Origin of the sequence: Limosilactobacillus mucosae, from assembly GCF_046939755.1 — a bacterium.
Lineage (GTDB): Bacteria > Bacillota > Bacilli > Lactobacillales > Lactobacillaceae > Limosilactobacillus > Limosilactobacillus mucosae_A.
In genome coordinates this window covers 1-17,233 of sequence record NZ_JBKZAY010000035.1, presented here as the reverse complement: position 1 = coordinate 17,233, position 17,233 = coordinate 1, and the positions used below count along the sequence as shown (strand labels likewise).

19 protein-coding genes, 1 tRNA gene and 1 other annotated feature are annotated in these 17,233 nt (G+C 45.4%); of the genes, 4 read left to right on the top strand and 16 right to left on the bottom strand.

The window, feature by feature from the left end; genetic code table 11:
* Positions 1-74: 74 nt before the first annotated feature.
* The 4 genes from rpmA to ACLUWI_RS09225 form a co-directional block, all read right to left on the bottom strand.
* Entirely contained in the window at positions 75-356 is a 282-nt protein-coding gene (rpmA, locus tag ACLUWI_RS09240) for a 50S ribosomal protein L27 (RefSeq protein WP_006499566.1), read from the bottom strand.
* 29 nt (positions 357-385) lie between these two features.
* The gene (locus ACLUWI_RS09235; protein WP_412147080.1) at positions 386-706 is read right to left on the bottom strand and encodes a ribosomal-processing cysteine protease Prp; all 321 of its coding nucleotides are present in this window, start codon (positions 704-706) and stop codon (positions 386-388) included.
* A gap of 12 nt (positions 707-718) precedes the next feature.
* On the bottom strand, positions 719-1,027 hold the full coding sequence (gene rplU / locus ACLUWI_RS09230) for a 50S ribosomal protein L21 (RefSeq protein ID WP_412147079.1): 309 nt from the start codon (positions 1,025-1,027) through the stop codon (positions 719-721).
* A gap of 16 nt (positions 1,028-1,043) precedes the next feature.
* Positions 1,044-1,114: a sequence feature (ribosomal protein L21 leader region), on the bottom strand.
* Between the two features lie 111 nt (positions 1,115-1,225).
* Complete coding sequence (locus ACLUWI_RS09225; protein ID WP_412147078.1) at positions 1,226-1,861, bottom strand: TetR/AcrR family transcriptional regulator; 636 nt, start codon at positions 1,859-1,861, stop codon at positions 1,226-1,228.
* Positions 1,862-2,060: 199 nt separating this feature from the next.
* Between ACLUWI_RS09225 and ACLUWI_RS09220 the strand changes: the two genes are divergently transcribed.
* A tRNA-Arg gene (locus ACLUWI_RS09220) sits at positions 2,061-2,134 on the top strand.
* A gap of 902 nt (positions 2,135-3,036) precedes the next feature.
* Here the strand turns inward: ACLUWI_RS09220 and ACLUWI_RS09215 are convergent.
* The 3 genes from ACLUWI_RS09215 to ACLUWI_RS09205 are packed head-to-tail and all read right to left on the bottom strand — an operon-like array spanning position 3,037 to position 5,504.
* Complete coding sequence (locus ACLUWI_RS09215; protein WP_412147077.1) at positions 3,037-3,588, bottom strand: dUTP diphosphatase; 552 nt, start codon at positions 3,586-3,588, stop codon at positions 3,037-3,039.
* A gap of 1 nt (position 3,589) precedes the next feature.
* Complete coding sequence (locus ACLUWI_RS09210; protein WP_412147076.1) at positions 3,590-4,630, bottom strand: hypothetical protein; 1,041 nt, start codon at positions 4,628-4,630, stop codon at positions 3,590-3,592.
* Positions 4,620-5,504, bottom strand: coding sequence for an exonuclease SbcC (locus ACLUWI_RS09205; protein ID WP_412147075.1), 885 nt, complete (start codon positions 5,502-5,504; stop codon positions 4,620-4,622). The genes ACLUWI_RS09210 and ACLUWI_RS09205 overlap by 11 nt, the downstream gene beginning before the upstream one ends.
* A 199-nt stretch (positions 5,505-5,703) precedes the next feature.
* Between ACLUWI_RS09205 and ACLUWI_RS09200 the strand changes: the two genes are divergently transcribed.
* Positions 5,704-5,835, top strand: coding sequence for a hypothetical protein (locus ACLUWI_RS09200; RefSeq protein WP_272209307.1), 132 nt, complete (start codon positions 5,704-5,706; stop codon positions 5,833-5,835).
* 114 nt (positions 5,836-5,949) lie between these two features.
* Here the strand turns inward: ACLUWI_RS09200 and glnA are convergent, their stop codons facing one another.
* Together glnA and miaA are read right to left on the bottom strand one after the other, a co-directional pair.
* Positions 5,950-7,293, bottom strand: a complete 1,344-nt coding sequence (glnA, locus tag ACLUWI_RS09195) for a type I glutamate--ammonia ligase (RefSeq protein ID WP_412147074.1) — start codon at positions 7,291-7,293, stop codon at positions 5,950-5,952.
* Positions 7,294-7,497: 204 nt separating this feature from the next.
* Positions 7,498-8,421, bottom strand: coding sequence for a tRNA (adenosine(37)-N6)-dimethylallyltransferase MiaA (gene miaA / locus ACLUWI_RS09190; protein ID WP_412147073.1), 924 nt, complete (start codon positions 8,419-8,421; stop codon positions 7,498-7,500).
* 87 nt (positions 8,422-8,508) lie between these two features.
* On the opposite strand from miaA, the gene ACLUWI_RS09185 reads away from it, so the two are divergent.
* Positions 8,509-8,685 (top strand): DUF3042 family protein, encoded by a 177-nt coding sequence (locus ACLUWI_RS09185; RefSeq protein WP_347953565.1) that lies wholly within the window; start codon positions 8,509-8,511, stop codon positions 8,683-8,685.
* Between the two features lie 54 nt (positions 8,686-8,739).
* On the opposite strand, the gene ACLUWI_RS09180 is transcribed toward ACLUWI_RS09185, so the two are convergent.
* The 7 genes from ACLUWI_RS09180 to ACLUWI_RS09150 form a co-directional block, all read right to left on the bottom strand.
* The gene (locus ACLUWI_RS09180) at positions 8,740-9,147 is read right to left on the bottom strand and encodes a rhodanese-like domain-containing protein (RefSeq protein WP_179944456.1); all 408 of its coding nucleotides are present in this window, start codon (positions 9,145-9,147) and stop codon (positions 8,740-8,742) included.
* A gap of 111 nt (positions 9,148-9,258) precedes the next feature.
* A complete protein-coding gene (locus ACLUWI_RS09175) occupies positions 9,259-10,233 on the bottom strand; it encodes an ROK family glucokinase (protein ID WP_412147072.1) in 975 nt (324 codons plus the stop codon).
* Between the two features lie 38 nt (positions 10,234-10,271).
* A complete protein-coding gene (locus tag ACLUWI_RS09170) occupies positions 10,272-10,511 on the bottom strand; it encodes a YqgQ family protein (RefSeq protein WP_074504639.1) in 240 nt (79 codons plus the stop codon).
* A complete protein-coding gene (locus tag ACLUWI_RS09165) occupies positions 10,508-11,170 on the bottom strand; it encodes a rhomboid family intramembrane serine protease (RefSeq protein WP_412147071.1) in 663 nt (220 codons plus the stop codon). Before ACLUWI_RS09165 ends, ACLUWI_RS09170 begins: the two co-directional genes overlap by 4 nt.
* A gap of 2 nt (positions 11,171-11,172) precedes the next feature.
* Positions 11,173-11,727, bottom strand: coding sequence for a 5-formyltetrahydrofolate cyclo-ligase (locus ACLUWI_RS09160; protein ID WP_412147070.1), 555 nt, complete (start codon positions 11,725-11,727; stop codon positions 11,173-11,175).
* A 271-nt stretch (positions 11,728-11,998) separates the two neighbouring features.
* Positions 11,999-12,148 carry a 50S ribosomal protein L33 gene (gene rpmG, locus ACLUWI_RS09155; protein WP_033935278.1) on the bottom strand — a complete coding sequence of 50 codons (150 nt, stop codon included), beginning with the start codon at positions 12,146-12,148 and terminating at the stop codon, positions 11,999-12,001.
* Between the two features lie 144 nt (positions 12,149-12,292).
* Positions 12,293-14,359, bottom strand: a complete 2,067-nt coding sequence (locus ACLUWI_RS09150; RefSeq protein WP_412147069.1) for a peptidoglycan D,D-transpeptidase FtsI family protein — start codon at positions 14,357-14,359, stop codon at positions 12,293-12,295.
* Between the two features lie 234 nt (positions 14,360-14,593).
* Between ACLUWI_RS09150 and ACLUWI_RS09145 the strand changes: the two genes are divergently transcribed.
* The gene (locus ACLUWI_RS09145) at positions 14,594-17,221 is read left to right on the top strand and encodes a YfhO family protein (protein ID WP_412147068.1); all 2,628 of its coding nucleotides are present in this window, start codon (positions 14,594-14,596) and stop codon (positions 17,219-17,221) included.
* Positions 17,222-17,233 lie beyond the last annotated feature (12 nt).

Below are 17,233 nucleotides of genomic sequence, written 5' to 3'. Positions count from 1 at the left end.
CTTTAGCAAAACGCCAAAAGAAAAGTCCAGTTCGATGACATGCAAGCACATCAGTCGAACTGGACTTTAATTTATTATTCGGCAACTGGGTAAACCGAAACTTTGCGGTTGCTGCGACCCATGCGTTCGAACTTAACAACGCCGTCGATCTTAGCAAACAAAGTGTCGTCACCACCGCGGCCCACGTTTTCACCTGGGTGAATGTGAGTACCACGTTGACGGTAGATGATAGAACCGGCCGTTACGACAGAACCGTCAGCAGCCTTAGTCCCCAGACGACGACCAGCAGAGTTACGACCGTTGGCAGTCGAACCGCCCCCTTTGTGGTGGGAGAAGAATTGAAGATCCATAATCATAGTTTTCACCTCCAGCTTAGAATTTATTTTTAAGACATTTTTACGTCAATGTTTTCTGCATACTGTTCTTGAATATCAAGCATCGCTTCCAAGAACGTCTGCATTAAAATCTGGGAATCGCGTCCCGGATCAATTGAACTGACTTTAAGCAAACCGCCATTTGCATGATCTGCCGTGATTGTAGCAGGCTGCTTGACGACTCTTTCCAAACCATTGACTGTTGCGATTGCCAAAGCAGATACCGCAGCACAGACAATGTCTTGACCATAATCGCCATGATCGGCATGCCCAGTCATTTCAAACGAAGCTATTCCATGATCCTGATTGGTATGAAAAACCGCGCGAATCATTGAACCACCCCATTAAGCATTGATCGTGTCAATCGTAACCTTAGTGTATGGTTGACGGTGACCCTTCTTGGTGTGGGTGTGCTTCTTTGGCTTGTACTTGAAGGTAACAACCTTCTTTTCCTTGCCTTGCTTGTCAACAGTACCTTCAACAGTAGCACCGTCAACAAATGGCGTGCCGACCTTAACGTCGTCGCCGCCTACAAAGATAACCTTGTCAAAAGTTACCTTGTCGCCTTCTTTTGCGTCCAGCTTTTCAACGTAGATAGCTTGACCTGCTTCTACCTTGTATTGCTTGCCGCCAGTAACGATAATTGCGTACATCAGTTTGTGCACCTCCTTAATTTCTAAGACTCGCCGGCCGAGCAGCCGAAGCTTTTAAAACTCGGTTGCGTGCGGTTGTAGTTGTTGGTTCACAAATACAACGCTAATATCATATCAAAACATTTTGATCACGTCAACAAAAATCAGACCACTGCAAAATAAAAAATCACCGTGTCCAATCGGCCCGGCGATTCTTGGCTAGATTTCTAATGCTGACTTGACCTTACCATCAAAAAATGAGGTTAAAAGCATCCCCTCACCGCTAAACTGCTGCAGCATTTTCATCATGCTTTGTGTCATGTAGCGCGGCGTATAGATCATGCCATCCTGCAGCCAGCTTTTGATCACTCCTAAAACGGCTGACGCCAAAAATGAAACCTGCATTTTGATTGGGACATCAAAATCATCAAATTCATTATCTAGCTGCTTGGCATACTTCGTTAATTCCTGGCAAAGGCGATCATAAAGCTGTGCATAAAAGAAATCATTGCGTTCATTATTCAACAGGACATCAAAGACCTCTGCACTGTTTTCAATACATTGAAAGGCTTCATTTAAGGACAGTACCTGAACTGAGTTACCAGACGTTGAGATCTGCCGCTCAACCATAATTTGTGCAAACAGGTCATCCAGAATCTCATTCATTGCTGATTTGATAAAGTCGCGTTTGTCCTTGTAATGTAGATAAAATGTGCCTCGAGTAATATTTGCCGTTTCAGTAATCTTTTGGACGCTGATGTTTTCAAGCTTCTCATGCTTCATCAGATAAACAAGTGCCTTGCGGAGACTACTGCGGGTCTTGACTACACGAGGATCAACCTTGCTGCCCGTCATTGGCACTACGCCTCCATTCTTAATAAAGCTCTTTAGGTTAAACATGTAGCTGGTCTACAAACTTGTTCTACCGTTAGATTAAAACGATGTAAGCGCTTTGTCAATAAATTAGACTTCCATTAACATAAAAGGTTTTGCAATGGTCTAATCAACTGTATTATTGACATTTTCGTGGAATATAATATACTTAATTAGGTCTGGGGCAATAGCTCAACTGGATAGAGCATTGGTCTTCTAAACCAAAGGTTGTGGGTTCGATTCCCACTTGCCCCATATATGAAACGTCAAAAACACTGATATAAAGGCATTCTTAATTGCATAGGTGTCCCAACCATATTAAAAAACGGCCGTCATATGACAGTCGTTTTTTTGCGTAGATCTTTAATCCCAGTAACAGCTTCCATGCCAACAGTTTTTACTACCAAAGTATGACCAAATTTTCGATAAGAACCCTCTGGCCATTTTTGCTTACTTTGACCGAGGCTGGTTTTAATTGAAATCACCTTAGCAAATTATAGATTGATATTATTATAGCAAGAACTGAAAATAACAGGCCTAATTTAATTTTAGTAGAATTCTCCATGCTTCTCCTCTGTTTGTTATAATATACGAAAATAAGTGAGAGCTGATTTTCCCTCGCCATTATTTCAAGAGTGTTAAGGCTTAATTCCTAGCCAATCTAGCAATGCGATAATCGCTGCAATGATTGATGCGATTGCTGATGTGGTTGCGAGCAGTGAAGCTTTTACGCTCTTTTTTGTAGTCTACGCAACAAAAAATGTACTATATAAAATCCATTGTAGCCTTCTTTCAATCATATCAATGGGCCTTTTTATTTAGTGTAATATTTAAGATTTTATTAAGATATGGTTTTATGTTACAAAACTATTGCATTTCTTAACAAAAGTAACAATAATGAAATATATAGACAATGCTTTTGATGGGATCACAAAATGTTGCCACTCTTTATCATTTCGTTGATTCTTTCTTTATCTGTAGTTGGTCAAATCTTTTGGCAATTTAAAATCCCCGCTGCTAAGCCCCATATCTTAGCAGCAAGAAGCATCGCCTTTCCTTATCAACAAAAACGGCATCCGTCAAATGGCGAATGTCGTTTTTATTATCTGAAAAAACTCTCGAAAGCCTGTTGGACGGCCTCAGAGAGTTCGATGGACTTAATAGTTGTCTTCTTGACGCTGAATGTTGATCTTCAGCTTTTCTTCATAGGCGGCCATGATTTCATCTTCGGTAAAGCCAAAATCAACCAGTCCCAACTTTAAGAACAGATGCCAGGCATGACGAAAATCCTCTTGCCGATGATTGAAGTAGCTGACATACAAGAAGTTTTTGATTGCTAGATATTCCTTGTTCCAGTCTGGTACCTTTTCAGCCGGTTTGCCATTTTTGACACGATTCAGCATTTGATCATCCAACACAATCAGATGCGTCCACTGTTTTTTGGCACTAAACAGCAAAAAGAAATTCAGCGCGTCAACGTATTCTTCTAGTACCGTTTGATGATGCGTCCGGCCTGGGAGCTGCTTTCCTTGATGTTCCTTCCATACCTTGAACCATTCCGCGGCATTGGCAATCTCAGCCAGCTCAACGTCCAACGCAGTAAAGACGTTTTGAACGCGGGCTTCGGCACCAAGTTGAATATCGTGATCCTCATCTAATTGCCAGTCAAATTCAATTGACTCATGCAACAACTTAGTAATATCTAACAAACTAATCTTCCTTTTCTTCTGCTTTTTTTGCTTCAGTCAAATCAACATCCGGCTGTTCGAACTGACTGGCTGGCTGATCAGGCGTCGTCATTGTCAATGGCTCATGTTCGTCATCTGCAAAAATCAACGCATCGGTCCGGACTGCTAAAAATTCGCGGTTATCAAGATACCATTCGCGAACCAGCGGATAGTGCAGCAGCACATCGAAAAACGAAACATGCTCCTTGCTATCTAATACTCGAAAGCTCCATTCCTGACTGTAGTCATCTGGATCAAAAGCCAGCTGCAGACGAACGTTTTGATCCAGTCGCAATTCGGCGCCATTGTTTTGCGGCAGACTCAGTAGCATGTAGTCGGTATCCGTAGTCTTGACAAACAGCCGATCGATAATCGTCAGCGGCAGATCCGGCTTTTGCAGGCGGAACCGCGCGCCATTGCCAGTTTCTAAGATGCCCAGATCAATCACGAAATCCAACTGTTTTTCCAGCAGCAAGGCAAATTTAATCATCGGCTGCACAACCGCTTGCAGATCCAGGTCACTGAATTTTTGCGTCTGACGCACAATGAAAAAGTCAACCAGTGCTCGATTGCTGAACTTCAAAATCTGATGCTTTAAATTCAGATAAAACAGTGGTTCATGATGATGCTGCTCAGCAAAGAAGGCCCCGCCGTTACGTGGATCAATCTCAAAAGTAAACCGTTCTTGATCTTCCATCGGCGAAATCTTGGCCAATAGTTGATGATGAATGTCATTTTCTTCGATCGTTAGGCCAGATTCATTATTTAATTCCAACATCCGCGCCATCAAAAGTAGGTAGTAGTCGGCCAGCTGATAATGCTGTGGAAACTTGACGAAAGCGTTTTCCAGACTGAGTTCTCCCAATTTTTCCGTTGCTGTAAGTAGTTCTTTAGGATCCTTGGTCGAAGTCAGCTGATTAAGCAAAGCCACGTAGCGCTGTCCAACTTCCAAACCTTGCGCGATTGAATCACTGAGCGAACGAACGCGGTCAGCTGCCGTTGAGATCATTTGATTATTGCTCATCTGCGCTCACCCCCGCTTGCTTGCCGCCAAGGCTCTTAAGATAGCTGGCATATAGATTCCGGTTAGCCAGTTCAAAATCCTCAAACGTGCCAAACGTATCAACGATGCTCTTTTGTTCATAGCTCAAGATCGTGTTTTCCTTAGACAGATCTAGGACTACACGTTCATTTTCTTTGATCGTATCAGCAGCCGTCCGCGATTCTTGTTCTTCATCTTCCAGCTTGCTAATCTGTTCAACGATTATCTGCCGTGCTTCACGGTTTTTGTTGGATTCAAACAAGCCGCTGTGTGCACTGGCATCCTTAAGCTGACTCTGCAGTTCGGCCCGCTTTTGCTCGCGCTCCTGACGACTGTCAATCAGCTTTTGCAGGCGATCGTTTTCACTGGAGATCTGTTCGATACGATCGCTGTTGTAGCGTTTGCTTTGCCTGCTTAATTCAAACGCACGGGCCAGCTTTTGATATTCTTCCTGATCAAAGGCAAAGCGGATATTCAGCACGTCTAATTCGCCAAATCGCCGCCGATCCCACCAATTGCCAAAATAGATGCGGTAGTGACCAGTCTGATATTCCTCGTAGTAAAAGAATGGATATGCCTTGCCCAAATATTGAATCAGGTTGGCACTCAAAAAATTGCTCAACTGGTCAGCCAGATCATCGACCAGGTTCATTACGCCCTGCTCGTTTGGCTGCTGTTCGCGATGTTCAATTTCCGCAGCATAGCGCTGATTGTCCAGCAATTGATATACCTTGCAGTCATCATGATGTTCGACCGCGGTTTCCAATTCTTGCAGATACTTGATCTTGACAGCAATTTGCTTATTGATTGCTTGGCTTACATCAAGCGCACCATTTGTCTGTTCAACATTTGCCATAGCTTTAACTCCTTAATTTAATACTGATTTAATCTTAGCGGATTTTTGACAACTTTTAAAGCGATTAATCCAGGTAGTTATAAAATCTTTACCGTTTGCGATAACGGTTGCAAATTCTTAAAGAATGACTATAATAGAATTATTCGAGTATTACACACATGTGGACTACTTGAATGTCAAGAAAAGAGGCGAAACTATTATGGCACGTAAATTGAGTAAGCAAGAACGAAAAGAAATGGCCCGCAAGGCTATGGAAAAGCGTGACAACAAAAAGCCTAATGGTTCAGGCTTCGCTAAGCTGGATGCAGATGCCAAAAAGCTGAGTGAATAGTTTTAGTCACGATTCTGATTTTAAAAAACGCAGCGTCACTTGCAACGCTGCGTTTTTTTCGTCTCTAAAATAAAAAGACCTGCAGCTTGGCAGGCCTTTTTGACAAAACACAAATTAGTATTGGAGCATGTACTTGTCACGTTCCCAGTCAGAAACGTGTTGACGGTAACCATCGTATTCACGCGTCTTGGCCTCAAAGAAGTTCTTGTAGAGGTGTTCACCCATAGATTCACGAACGACTTCATCGGCACGCAGACTCTTCAAAGCGTTGTGCAGGTTGGATGGCAGATCTTCAATGCCCTTGGCTTCACGTTCTTCTGGCGTCATCGTGTAGATGTTTTCCGTAACTTCCTTCATTGGCGTCAGGTTGTTGCGCAGACCGTCCAGACCGGCTTCCAAAATAGCGGCAATTGCCAGGTATGGGTTAGCCGTGCAGTCAACGGAACGCATTTCAACCCGCGTACCCATCTTACGATCATCTGGGATCCGGATCAATGGTGAACGGTTGGATGCAGACCAGGCAACGTAAACTGGGGCTTCATAGCCAGGTACCAGACGCTTGTAAGAGTTGACGGTTGGGTTGCAGATAGCCGTCAAAGCGCGAGCGTGCTTCAGAATCCCAGCCAGGAAGTGGTAAGCCGTATCGGACAATTGCAGGTCGCCCTTTTCATCGTAGAAGGCGTTGTTGCCATCTTTGTCAAACAGCGACATGTTGGTGTGCATACCTGAACCGTTGATGCCAGACAATGGCTTTGGCATAAACGTGGCGTGCAGGCCATGCTTTTTGGCAACTGACTTAACAACAAACTTGAACGTTTGAATGTTGTCGGCTGCTTCCAGAGCATTAGCGTACTTAAAGTCGACTTCGTGTTGGCCAGGAGCAACTTCATGGTGAGCAGCCTCAACGTCAAAGCCCATCTTTTCCAGTGCCAAAACAATGTCGCGACGGCAGTTTTCGCCGGCATCGGCAGGTTCCATGTCAAAGTAGTTTTCGTTATCGTTTACTTCAGTCGTTGGGTTGCCCTTTTCGTCAGTCTTGAACAAAAAGAATTCTGGTTCCGGACCGATGTTGAATGAAGTAAAGCCAGCTTTCTTCATGTCGTCTAAAACACGGATCAGGTTGTTGCGAGGGTCACCAGCAAATGGCGTGCCATCAGTCATGTGCACGCTGCAGATCACGCGGGCAACCTTACCGTGTTCTTCACCCCAAGGAAAGACCAGCCAAGTTGACATGTCAGGGTAGAGATACATGTCACTTTCATTGATGCGGACAAAGCCGTCGATTGAAGAGCCATCAAACATCATCTTGTTGTTCATCAGCTTATCTAATTGGCTGACAGGCAGGTCCACACTCTTAGTCGTACCAAACAGATCTGAGAACATTACCCGCAGAAAATGAACATTTTCTTTTTCAACCAATTCATGAACTTCTTCTTTAGTGAATACGTGTTTTGCCATTTTATTCCATTCCTTCCACAATTGCTACTTCACAACTAGTTTCAGATGGCTAGACCAATTAAGGGATTGGTCATTGCTAATGCTTATGTTCAGCCTTCCCTCTGATTACTTTAATAGCCTACCAATTGAAAGGAAATAAGTCAATTATTGATAGGGCTTTCAAAATCGATCGCGTTGATAAATTAGTTTGACTAACGTTTAACTTTAATTTTTTAACCAGTTTTCAACAACAGCTTCAATTTCATTAGTCGTATTCCGACCACTAACCAAATCATACCATTGAACGTTCATTTTATTTCTAAACCAGGTTAGCTGGCGCTTGGCATAGTGACGGGAATCCTGCTTGATTTTAGCCACTGCGTCATCAAGCGTTGCTTCACCCTTAAAGTACGGAAATAGCTCACGATAGCCGATTCCCTTGCCCGACTGATAGTTTTCGCCGCCCTGCTCATACAGCCAGCGCGCCTCATCCAGCAGGCCACTTTTAATCATTAAGTCCACCCGCTGATTGATTCGTTCATATAAAACCGAACGTTCTGTCGTCAAGCCAATCAGTAAAAAATCATTTTCGGTTTTAGTCTGGGTCTGTTGCGAAAAAAGATGACCGGTTTTTTCAATTACTTCCAAAGCCCGAATGATGCGCCGCAGATTACCCGTTGGAATTTGAGCTGCGGCCTGAGGATCTTTTTGCTGCAGCTGCCGCCAAACATACTCGGAACCATTTTGCTCAGCAATTTCATGCCAGTAGTCTCGAATCCTTTGTGATTTTTCGTCAAAACGATCCGCACCCAACGCCAGATTTTCCGTCAGCGTCTGCAGATAAAAACCGGTTCCCCCAACGATCATCGGTAAATGCCCATTCTTTTCAATCTGTTCAATCTGTTCACTGGCTAATTTTTGAAACTCAGCAGCGGAGAATCGTTGGTTAAGATCGCGAATATTGATCAGATGATGGGGAACCCCTTCCATTTCCGTTGGAGTAATCTTGGCCGTACCTATATCCAAATGACGATAGATCTGCATCGAATCGCCTGAGATCACCTCACCGTTTAAATGATGGGCTAATTGAATCGACAGCGCGGTTTTGCCAACAGCGGTGGGACCCACGATTGCAATTGCTTTAGTCAAATTTAACACTTCCTTGTCTTAAATTACTGGTAAATCAGTCAAAAATCGGTCATAATAAAGCCAAATGACATAAAGGGGGCTACTCTTTTGAAAAAATTTACACGTGGTTTTATCCTGGGAACCTTAACGACGCTCGGTGCCGTAGCAAGCAGCGTAGCAGCCTTCCACAAGACGGTCGTTAAGCCCATTGAAGAAGAAGAAAATCGTTTTGATGAGAACCGTCGCGCTGCTACGCGCAAGGGACGCTCTTCTCATCAGCTGTAATCCTCTTAAGATTATAAAAAAGGCTGTTGCAAGCTTGCAACAGCCTTTTGTTGTCTAATCAGCGTATTTGGCTTTCTTCGTTTTACCGTGCCATTCTGCATAGCCGCCCTTTAAGATGTAGAGCTTGTGGTAGCCTTTTTTGGCCAAGAAAGTCACGGCCTGCGTACTCAGCTGCATGCCGTCATCATAAAGATAAACCGGCAGATCTGGCCGCAGTTCACCATACTGCTGCTTAAGATAGATGTATGGAAGACTGCGAGCGCCTAAAATGTGCCCCTTATCAAAAGCATCCTTTTGCCGCAGATCGATCACCTGCGCCTTACGCATGCCCTCACGGAAGGCATCTTCATCCAGCACCGTAGCATAATGCTTGCGCCGATAAGCACTGATTCCAGCACTTACTCCCCAGCCAACCAAAATTGCCAATACGATGATGTCAAAAATCAACCATCCTGAACTCATTCCCAGTACCACAACAATTTCCTCCAAACATGCTTGTATTAATTTAAGAAAGGCAATTCATCACGCCTTAGACGTGCTTCCTTGCCTTTTTAAAGCCTTCAAATAAATAGTTTATTTTTCATCAGCGATAAAATCAAGCGCCAATGAAGCAGCCCCAATCACACCGGCATCGTTGCCCAGCTGAGCCAGCTTAAGCTGCGTGGAAGTCCGTACTGTTGGGAAAGCAAACTTTTGGAAGTTTTGCTGAACACGCTTAAGCAGAAATTCACCAGCTGCCGAAACCCCGCCACCGATAACCACCGTTTCAGGGTTCAGCGTGTTGCTGATGTTGGCACATGCCAGTCCCAGGTAGTACGTAACCTTCTTAACGACTTCATTTGCCAAAAAGTCGTTTTCCTTAGCCAGATCAAAGACAATCTTGGCCGTAATCTCATCGCCATTGTCGATCATGGCCTTCAGACGGCTGTTGCCTTCGTACTCCTCAGCAGCATCCTGTGCCAGATGAACGATTCCCGTAGCAGAAGCATATTGTTCCAGACAGCCGTGGTTGCCGCAGGTACATTCATAGCCGTTTGGTTCAACGATAATGTGGCCAACTTCACCGCCGGCACCATTGACACCGTGAACCAGCTTACCATTAGCGATAATTCCACCGCCAACGCCAGTCCCCAGGGTGATGAAGACCACATCGTTACCTTCATGGCCAGCACCCTTCCAGCGCTCGCCAAGGCCGGCACAGTTAGCGTCATTGTCCAAAGCAAATTTCAAGCCCGTGCCTTTTTCAATTTGCTCCTTAACCGGCTGCAGCGTCTTCCAGTTAAGGTTGTAAGCACCGATTACCGTTCCTTCTTCACGGTTAACCGTGCCTGGCGTTCCCATGCCGATACCAATAAATTGACTGCGGTCCATCTTGTACAGATCAATATGGTGGTTGATGGATTGAACGATATCGGGAACGATGTGCGAACCTTCGTCCAAAATGTTGGTTCGCAGCGACCACTTTTGCTGAATTTCGCCTTGGTCCGTTAAAATAGCAAACTTGATCGTAGTCCCACCAAGGTCAACACCGATTAACTTCTTGTTCATGCTCAAATTTCTCCTTTAACCTCAATAAATCCCTTGCCTTAGTAAGGCGATTTGTTTTCCTGATTCAGTTTTTCTTCAATGCGATGCTCTTTTCTTAAAACCAGTTTGGCCTGCATATACAAATCCTTATCCAAGACACCCGCTTGGTAAAGATTATCAACTTCGATAGCCATCAGCTCAATATCCCAAAGTCTTTTGCCAACATAGACGAAGACGTTAAAGCGTTTTAAAAGCTGCTGAACATCATATAGCGTGCGAATCTCACGAATTGGTTTCATTTTAGCAATCCCATTTCCAAAAAAACTGTAATCGTTACAATCAATATAGTGCCACTTAGAAAGCGTTTTAGCAAGTCTATCCTACCCAAACGCGGTGCGCCAACCACGGCCGCCATAAAAAATCCGCCTAAAAGGCCGCCCAGATGTCCGGCCAGATCGATCCCCGGCACCAAAATGTCGGTTCCCAGGTTAAGCAACACTAAAATTAAAAACTGGTGAGCCAGCGAATGAATTGCTGGCTCATCCCAAAAGGCCAGTCCTAACATCAAAAAGGCGCCAAACAGGCCAAAAATACCAGTACTGGCACCAGCAGAAATTGACTGGGGCAAAAAGACCGCACTCGCCAGATTTCCCATTAGCGTACTCATTAGATAAATCGCCAAAAACCGCCAGTGCCCAAACAGATTTTCGATATACATGCCGATAAAATAAAGCGTCACACTATTGACTACCAGATGTGTGAGTCCAATGTGCACGAATCCTGGTGTAATCAAACGCCACCATTCTCCGGCTTTGATCAATGGAGTATAGCGCGCGCCAAATTCAATCAGCACTTGGGAATTAGTTGAGCCGCCCGCCAGCGTCATCAAGACGAATACGATCACTTGAATCAAAATAATCAGACTGGTAAGCGGCGCTTTTTGCCATGCTTCTTTCATTTTTATTCCTGCTCTAGATTAACAACCTGACCAATCCTAACGTCATGGTCCTCGCCAGGCCACTCAGCCGCGTCAGCCAACTGCGTAGTCAAGGCTAAAGAAACCGTCTTGCCCGAATAGTTTGCCAGGTAGCGGTCGTAATAGCCGCCGCCAAAACCCAGCCGCTTGCCATCAGCAGTAAAGGCTACGCCCGGTACAACGATCAGATCGATCTCCTGTGGTTTTAAGGCCGGACCTGACAACGGTTCTAAAACGCCAAATCCAGTTTCTTCAAATTCGGTATCCTCATCAATTTGAACAAACTCCATTTGCCTTTTCGGCAGCGTGCGCGGAACCAGCACTCGTTTTCCTTCATGCCTTGCATGCAGAATCAGCGGTGCCGTGTCCAGCTCAAACGACTGGCTCATTGTCAGTGCAACCGTCTTGGCGTTGGTCCACTGCGGCAGATCGTAAAGTTTTTGCGCTAAGCGCTGCTGTTCATGCAGCCGCGTATTTTGATCCAGCTGCTGCAGCCGGGCAATATACGCCTTGCGCATTTCCTTTTTTGAATGTGTCAATTTTCTCTCTCCCTCCGTAAAACGTATTGACAGACGTTTACAAAAAGTAATTATCACCGCTAATGGTAATTTATGCAAGCGTTTTTGCACAAAAATTGCAACCGTTCGCACAATTTGCACCAAAATGCTAAACGGAAAATTTTTCAATTAACTCAAAATTTTAGATTAGTATCATAATCAGATGTCATCACTAAGATTATTAGCGCTCTTTCTTCTGGAGAAGAAAAAGACTCAGCTGCTCACTGGCAGCTGAGTCTTGGTTAGATTTGAATTACTTGGTTTCGCGGTGCAGCGTAACCTTGCGTTCCCGTGGGCAGTACTTGTTCAGTTCAAGACGGTCCGGGTTGTTACGACGGTTCTTGCTGGTCAAGTAAGTCCGTTCGTGGCATGAAGTACATTCAAGAGTAATGTTTACACGCATTGGTGGCAACCTCCAAACTTTTTTCAGATTTAATTGGTTATTCGTAACCCTAACTCGTACAACTATATCATCAATTCGCTGCTTTGACCAGAGTTTTGTCCAAGATTGTTAAGGAAATTCCCTTGACAGCTACAATCTACAGCTCTATTGATAATCTTTCGAACTCTTAACATCTTTCCAAAAGGCCTTAAAGATCTGTGAAGCCATCGTCAGGTTGGCCCCACCATCAGAATTACTTGCGCCTGGAATAGCCAGCGCAACTACGACCTGTGGATTGTTAGATGGCGCGTAACCGGCAAAACTAAGCGTAACCGTGCTGTTGTTCTTGTAGAACGTTTCGGCCGTACCAGTCTTACCAGAGATCGATGGCGTATCGCTAGCCAGTTTCTTACCAGTAATGTAGTTACTTGAGCCGTGAACCACATCATAGAGACCTTCTTTGACGATCTTCCATTCAGCAGCAGTGGCTGGGATGGTTCCCAAGACTTCCGGCTTAGTAGTATATTCGATGGCCCCTAGCGAACCATCCTTGTTGGTCCCCCGCACCTGCTTAACGATATATGGCCGCATCCGATAACCGCCATTGGCAATCGTGGACATGTACTGGGCCAGCTGAATCGTTGTATAACCATCATAGTTACCATATGAAAGGTCAAGTGCCGAACCGATGTTGGACTGTTTAGAAGGCCCCTCATAGCCGGTACTTTCACCTGGCAGGTCAATCCCTGTCTTAACGCCTAAGCCGAACATCTTGAAGTAGTAGCGCAGCTTGGTAAAGATCGATGGATCAAGGTCAATCGCGCCACCAGAGACATATTTCATGCCCCCTTCTTTCATGGCTAGCTGCATCATGTATGAGTTGGATGAAACTTCCAGGGCCGTTGCAGCATTCAAGGCAATGTTGGCACTACCAGTCTTGTTGAACCAAGAAGTCTTGGCACTGGTTCCGGCCAGCTTGATCGGCATATCAGTCAAGGTATTGTTACTTGGCGTGATGACACCACTCATAAAACCACCCATGACCATGGCCCCTTTGACAACCGATCCCATCGTAATCGGATGGTTGATGGCCCCGATCTCATCGGTAGTCTGCTTGCCAGTCGCTGGATCCCGATCAATCCCAGCCATTGCATAGATTTCGCCGGTATTTGGATTCATTACGACGGCATAGACCCCTGTTGAATAAGCGATCCCAGCTGACGAATAGTTCTTTTCCAGAATGCTTTGAACCTGCTTTTGGAACTTGGAATTGATCGTCAAGACCAGGTTGTCGCCCTTCTTGCCGGCATACTTAACCTTTTCTTTGGTGGTATTACCAGTCGTTGTAACTTCAGTCTGTGATTTTGAGCCGGCTAAAGTTGATTGGTAAAGCTTTTCCAGATAGCTTTGTCCAACGTCATCGTTTCGTGAGTATCCTTGGGCAAGCATGGAGTTCAATTCGTCACTCGGCAAGCCAGATGAAAGCGTCCCAGTTAAGGTTTGAATGTCTTTGCCCTGAGGATAGTTTCGTGTCCAGGCCTTCCCAATCTTAACCCCTGGCATTTCGCTCAGATGCTCGCCAACTTCAGCCAGTTCCTTGGCCGTAACACCGGTTGACTTGATATAGGTCGTAGACAGCGAGTAGGCGCCACTCATCGCAGCATAGATCCGCGCCTTATTCTGCTGCAGCTTGGTCAGCTTGTATACTTCCGGATGCTTGTTCAAGTAGGCCAATGCCTTGTTATATTGACCATTGCTGGTAACCTGACTGGATAGATGCAGCTTCTTGACAATCGCCTTCAGATTATCGCTGTCGGCCAGATAGTAGTCTTCTGCCTGACGCTGCGTCAGCTTGGTCTTGGTGCCAACGTTGACATAATTACCGAGGCGATTCGCGATCTTATACAGATCCGCACTGGTAACGTCAGCGCCTTTAGTATAGGTAATTGCCTGATGGACCTGATTGCCGACTAAAACCTTACCAGATGAGTCATAGATCATCCCCCGCTGAACATTGTTAGTCTGCACGGTGGTATCCGAGCTTTTAACCTCAGCCTTAAAAGATGATCCATTCAGCACCTGCAGATAAAACAAGCGGGCAACCAAGGCCAGTAAAAGGAGCGCTACGACCCATAGCAAAAAGTTCAATCGCGATGGAATCACGGATTGCGCGGTTTTTTTGCTCTTTTTGCGTTGATCGAAGATGCCCTTAAAGCGATTTAAGAACTTCAATTTCAATAATCTCCTTAGACAGAATAAGTCTATTTTAACAAATTTTTTGCAGCACGACCGAATCGAACTGCAAGATTGTCCTCAAGAGTTTAACTATACACTTTTATTTGCAAGATTAAACCTAATATGAGATGATTTAACGAATTTTAAGCAAGGAAACCACGAAGTTTTCACACTTTATGGCTATAATAAAAAACGTAATTTTCATTCCTAAAGATAAGGATCTGTTTTGATATGACACATACCGTTCGTCAGCGCCGGTTGGTTTTGCTGATCAGTTTTTTGCTGCCCGTCTTGATTATGGGCGGCTACTTTGTTTATCGCGGCATGGCACCATTTGGCAGCAGTACTGTCCTGACTGTAGATCTTGGTCAGCAGTACGTTGATTTTTTTGCCTATCTGCGCTCATCGCTTCTGCATCACCCCAGCAGTCTGCTTTATTCATTTAGCAAGGGACTGGGCGGTGAGATGTGGGGCACCAACGCATACTATCTTTGGAGTCCGTTAAATCTGCTGCTGCTCTTTTTCCCCGCACAGCATCTTGCCAGTGGTATTGCCATGCTAACGCTGCTTAAATACGGACTGGCTGGCTTGGCAATGGCTTGGGTGCTTGACCGCGAAAAGATTCAACAGGGACCGCGCATTTGGCTTTTTTCGACATCCTACGCCTTAATGGGTTGGATGGTTGCCAATCAGTTCAATCTTCTTTGGCTAGACGTCCTATTTCTGCTGCCGCTGATCATCTATGGTGAGCGCAAATTATTGTTCGGCCGCAGCCCCTGGACCTATATACTGTGGCTGGCAGCGGCTTTGATTGACAACTACTATATGGCCTGGATGGTTGCCGTCTTCACCGTTTTATTTGGAATTTGGACGATCGCTAGCGAGAAAACGACTTGGCAATGGCAATGGCATGCAGCTGGCTATACCTTGGGCCGCTACCTAGGCAGTTCGCTGCTTGCCGGAGCCATCAGCGCGTTCGTACTGCTGCCGACTGCCTATGCCTTAACTCAGAGTAAGGGTACTTATACAACCACGTCATGGAACTGGAAACTCGAGTATAATCCGTTAAAGATGCTGGCCAAACTGGTGCCTGGATCATTCAATTTCAATCAGATGCCAAGTGGTCAGCCGAATATTTATGTTGGCATGTTGATCATGCTGGGGGCCGTCCTTTATTTTTTCAATCGACGCGAAAAAATTGCCGGTCGTCTGACAGCCAGTTTGATTACCTTGTTTTTACTGGCCTCTTTTTGTATTGAGGCGCTGGATCTGTTTTGGCACGCTGGTCAGTTTCCTGTTTGGTATCCGTATCGTTTTTCCTATCTGTTCTCATTTTGGTGCATCTGGCTGGCCGCGCGAACCCTGCAGCCTGATTTCCGTATCAAATGGCCGGCAGCGCTTGGATTAACGGTTTTAGTCGGCAGTATTTTTACCTACCTGATGCTAAAACAGGTCAGTCATCTTTCATATATCAATCGCAATCAGCTGCTGGTCGGACTTGGCTTTGCTCTGGTTGCCATCTTGACGCTGCTGATTCCACGTTATGGCAATTCACGGCTTTACGACCTGCTTTTGATTCTGTTGGCAGTCTGTGACGTCAGCACCAGCGCGTTTACGGCGCTAAACAACATTTCGTACGTCTCACAGGCTGAGTTCGGCAACTATACCAAAGAAATGGATAAAGCCGTTAGCGAGCTCAAATCGTTGGACAGCGGCCTTTATCGAACCGGCAAGACCTTTATGCGGACCAAGGATGATCCATTCCAAGCGGACTTCAACAGCGGCGATCACTTTGGCTCAACGTTGGAACCTGCTCAGCCCGCATTCATGGGCGCGATTGGCCAGCCTGATGGCGATGGCTTTATCACCTACACGGATGGTACGCAGGTTACCGATTCACTGTTGGGCTTTAAGTACTTCTTACAGGAACGGCATCATGGCAATCAGAATGGCAGTACCGTTTTGCCGCCGACCAGTCTCAGGCCTGATCTAAAACAGCAAAAAACGATTGCTCAAACTTCGATGGTCAATATCAAGTCTAATCAAGCAGCACTGCCAATTGCTTTTGGCGCCAGCAGCCAGGTCTTGAATCTGACGCATAACACACTGGACCCATTAGCTTATCAGTCCCAGATCTTTCAGTCGCTGGCGGGGCGCGGCGTCAATCAGTCGCTGTTCCAGGTCCAGAACTTTAATCACGTCACGTTTGGCAACGTCCAATCCGCCGTGCAGATTACCGGAACCACGTTTAAAAAACGCAATCTGCTGACCCCGGCAAGCATTGAGCTCGAGTTTACCCCGACGACCAATAATTCCTATTACCTGACTTTAGGCGCCAACGTCAAGAACAACGCCACGATTACGATTAACGGCAAGGCCTTAACGCAATATGACACCTATCGCAATACGGTAACGGTCAACGTCGCTAATCACGCTAAAGGCAAAACCATCAAGATCGTTTTTAGTCTCAAAAACTCAACGCTCTGGATGCAAAACGTCAGCCTCTACATGCTCAATCAAAAAGCCTTCAATGCCAGTCTCAAGACCTTAAAGCAGTCGCCATTAAAGGTCACCAGCTATGGATCCAACCGCATCAAGGGGACGATCAATCTTAAGCATGGTCAGGATCTTTTGATGACCACCATTCCTTATGACAAGGGGTGGCACGTTAAGGTTGATGGCAAAACCGTTACGCCTAAAAAAGCTTTAAGTACTTTTATGGCGATTCCAATGTCGGCTGGCAAGCATCAGGTCTCGATGTACTATCTTCCACCGTACCTGATCTTAGGAACCACGATCAGCCTGCTGACGATTGGCGGCAGTATCTGGTGGCTTAAGAAAAACCGCCAAAAGCGCTAATGTTTTATTAAA

Excerpts from the sequence above, each read along its gene's own strand:
- ACLUWI_RS09235 (WP_412147080.1), bottom strand. The coding sequence starts at position 706 with ATGATTCGCGCGGTTTTTCATACCAATCAGGATCATGGAATAGCTTCG.
- ACLUWI_RS09180 (WP_179944456.1), bottom strand. The coding sequence starts at position 9,147 with ATGAGTTCAGGATGGTTGATTTTTGACATCATCGTATTGGCAATTTTG.
- rpmA (WP_006499566.1), bottom strand. The coding sequence starts at position 356 with ATGATTATGGATCTTCAATTCTTCTCCCACCACAAAGGGGGCGGTTCG.
- ACLUWI_RS09170 (WP_074504639.1), bottom strand. The coding sequence starts at position 10,511 with ATGAAACCAATTCGTGAGATTCGCACGCTATATGATGTTCAGCAGCTT.
- rpmG (WP_033935278.1), bottom strand. The coding sequence starts at position 12,148 with ATGCGTGTAAACATTACTCTTGAATGTACTTCATGCCACGAACGGACT.
- ACLUWI_RS09225 (WP_412147078.1), bottom strand. The coding sequence starts at position 1,861 with ATGACGGGCAGCAAGGTTGATCCTCGTGTAGTCAAGACCCGCAGTAGT.
- ACLUWI_RS09175 (WP_412147072.1), bottom strand. The coding sequence starts at position 10,233 with ATGAACAAGAAGTTAATCGGTGTTGACCTTGGTGGGACTACGATCAAG.
- glnA (WP_412147074.1), bottom strand. The coding sequence starts at position 7,293 with ATGGCAAAACACGTATTCACTAAAGAAGAAGTTCATGAATTGGTTGAA.
- ACLUWI_RS09145 (WP_412147068.1), top strand. The coding sequence starts at position 14,594 with ATGACACATACCGTTCGTCAGCGCCGGTTGGTTTTGCTGATCAGTTTT.
- ACLUWI_RS09210 (WP_412147076.1), bottom strand. The coding sequence starts at position 4,630 with ATGAGCAATAATCAAATGATCTCAACGGCAGCTGACCGCGTTCGTTCG.
- ACLUWI_RS09200 (WP_272209307.1), top strand. The coding sequence starts at position 5,704 with ATGGCACGTAAATTGAGTAAGCAAGAACGAAAAGAAATGGCCCGCAAG.
- ACLUWI_RS09165 (WP_412147071.1), bottom strand. The coding sequence starts at position 11,170 with ATGAAAGAAGCATGGCAAAAAGCGCCGCTTACCAGTCTGATTATTTTG.
- ACLUWI_RS09205 (WP_412147075.1), bottom strand. The coding sequence starts at position 5,504 with ATGGCAAATGTTGAACAGACAAATGGTGCGCTTGATGTAAGCCAAGCA.
- rplU (WP_412147079.1), bottom strand. The coding sequence starts at position 1,027 with ATGTACGCAATTATCGTTACTGGCGGCAAGCAATACAAGGTAGAAGCA.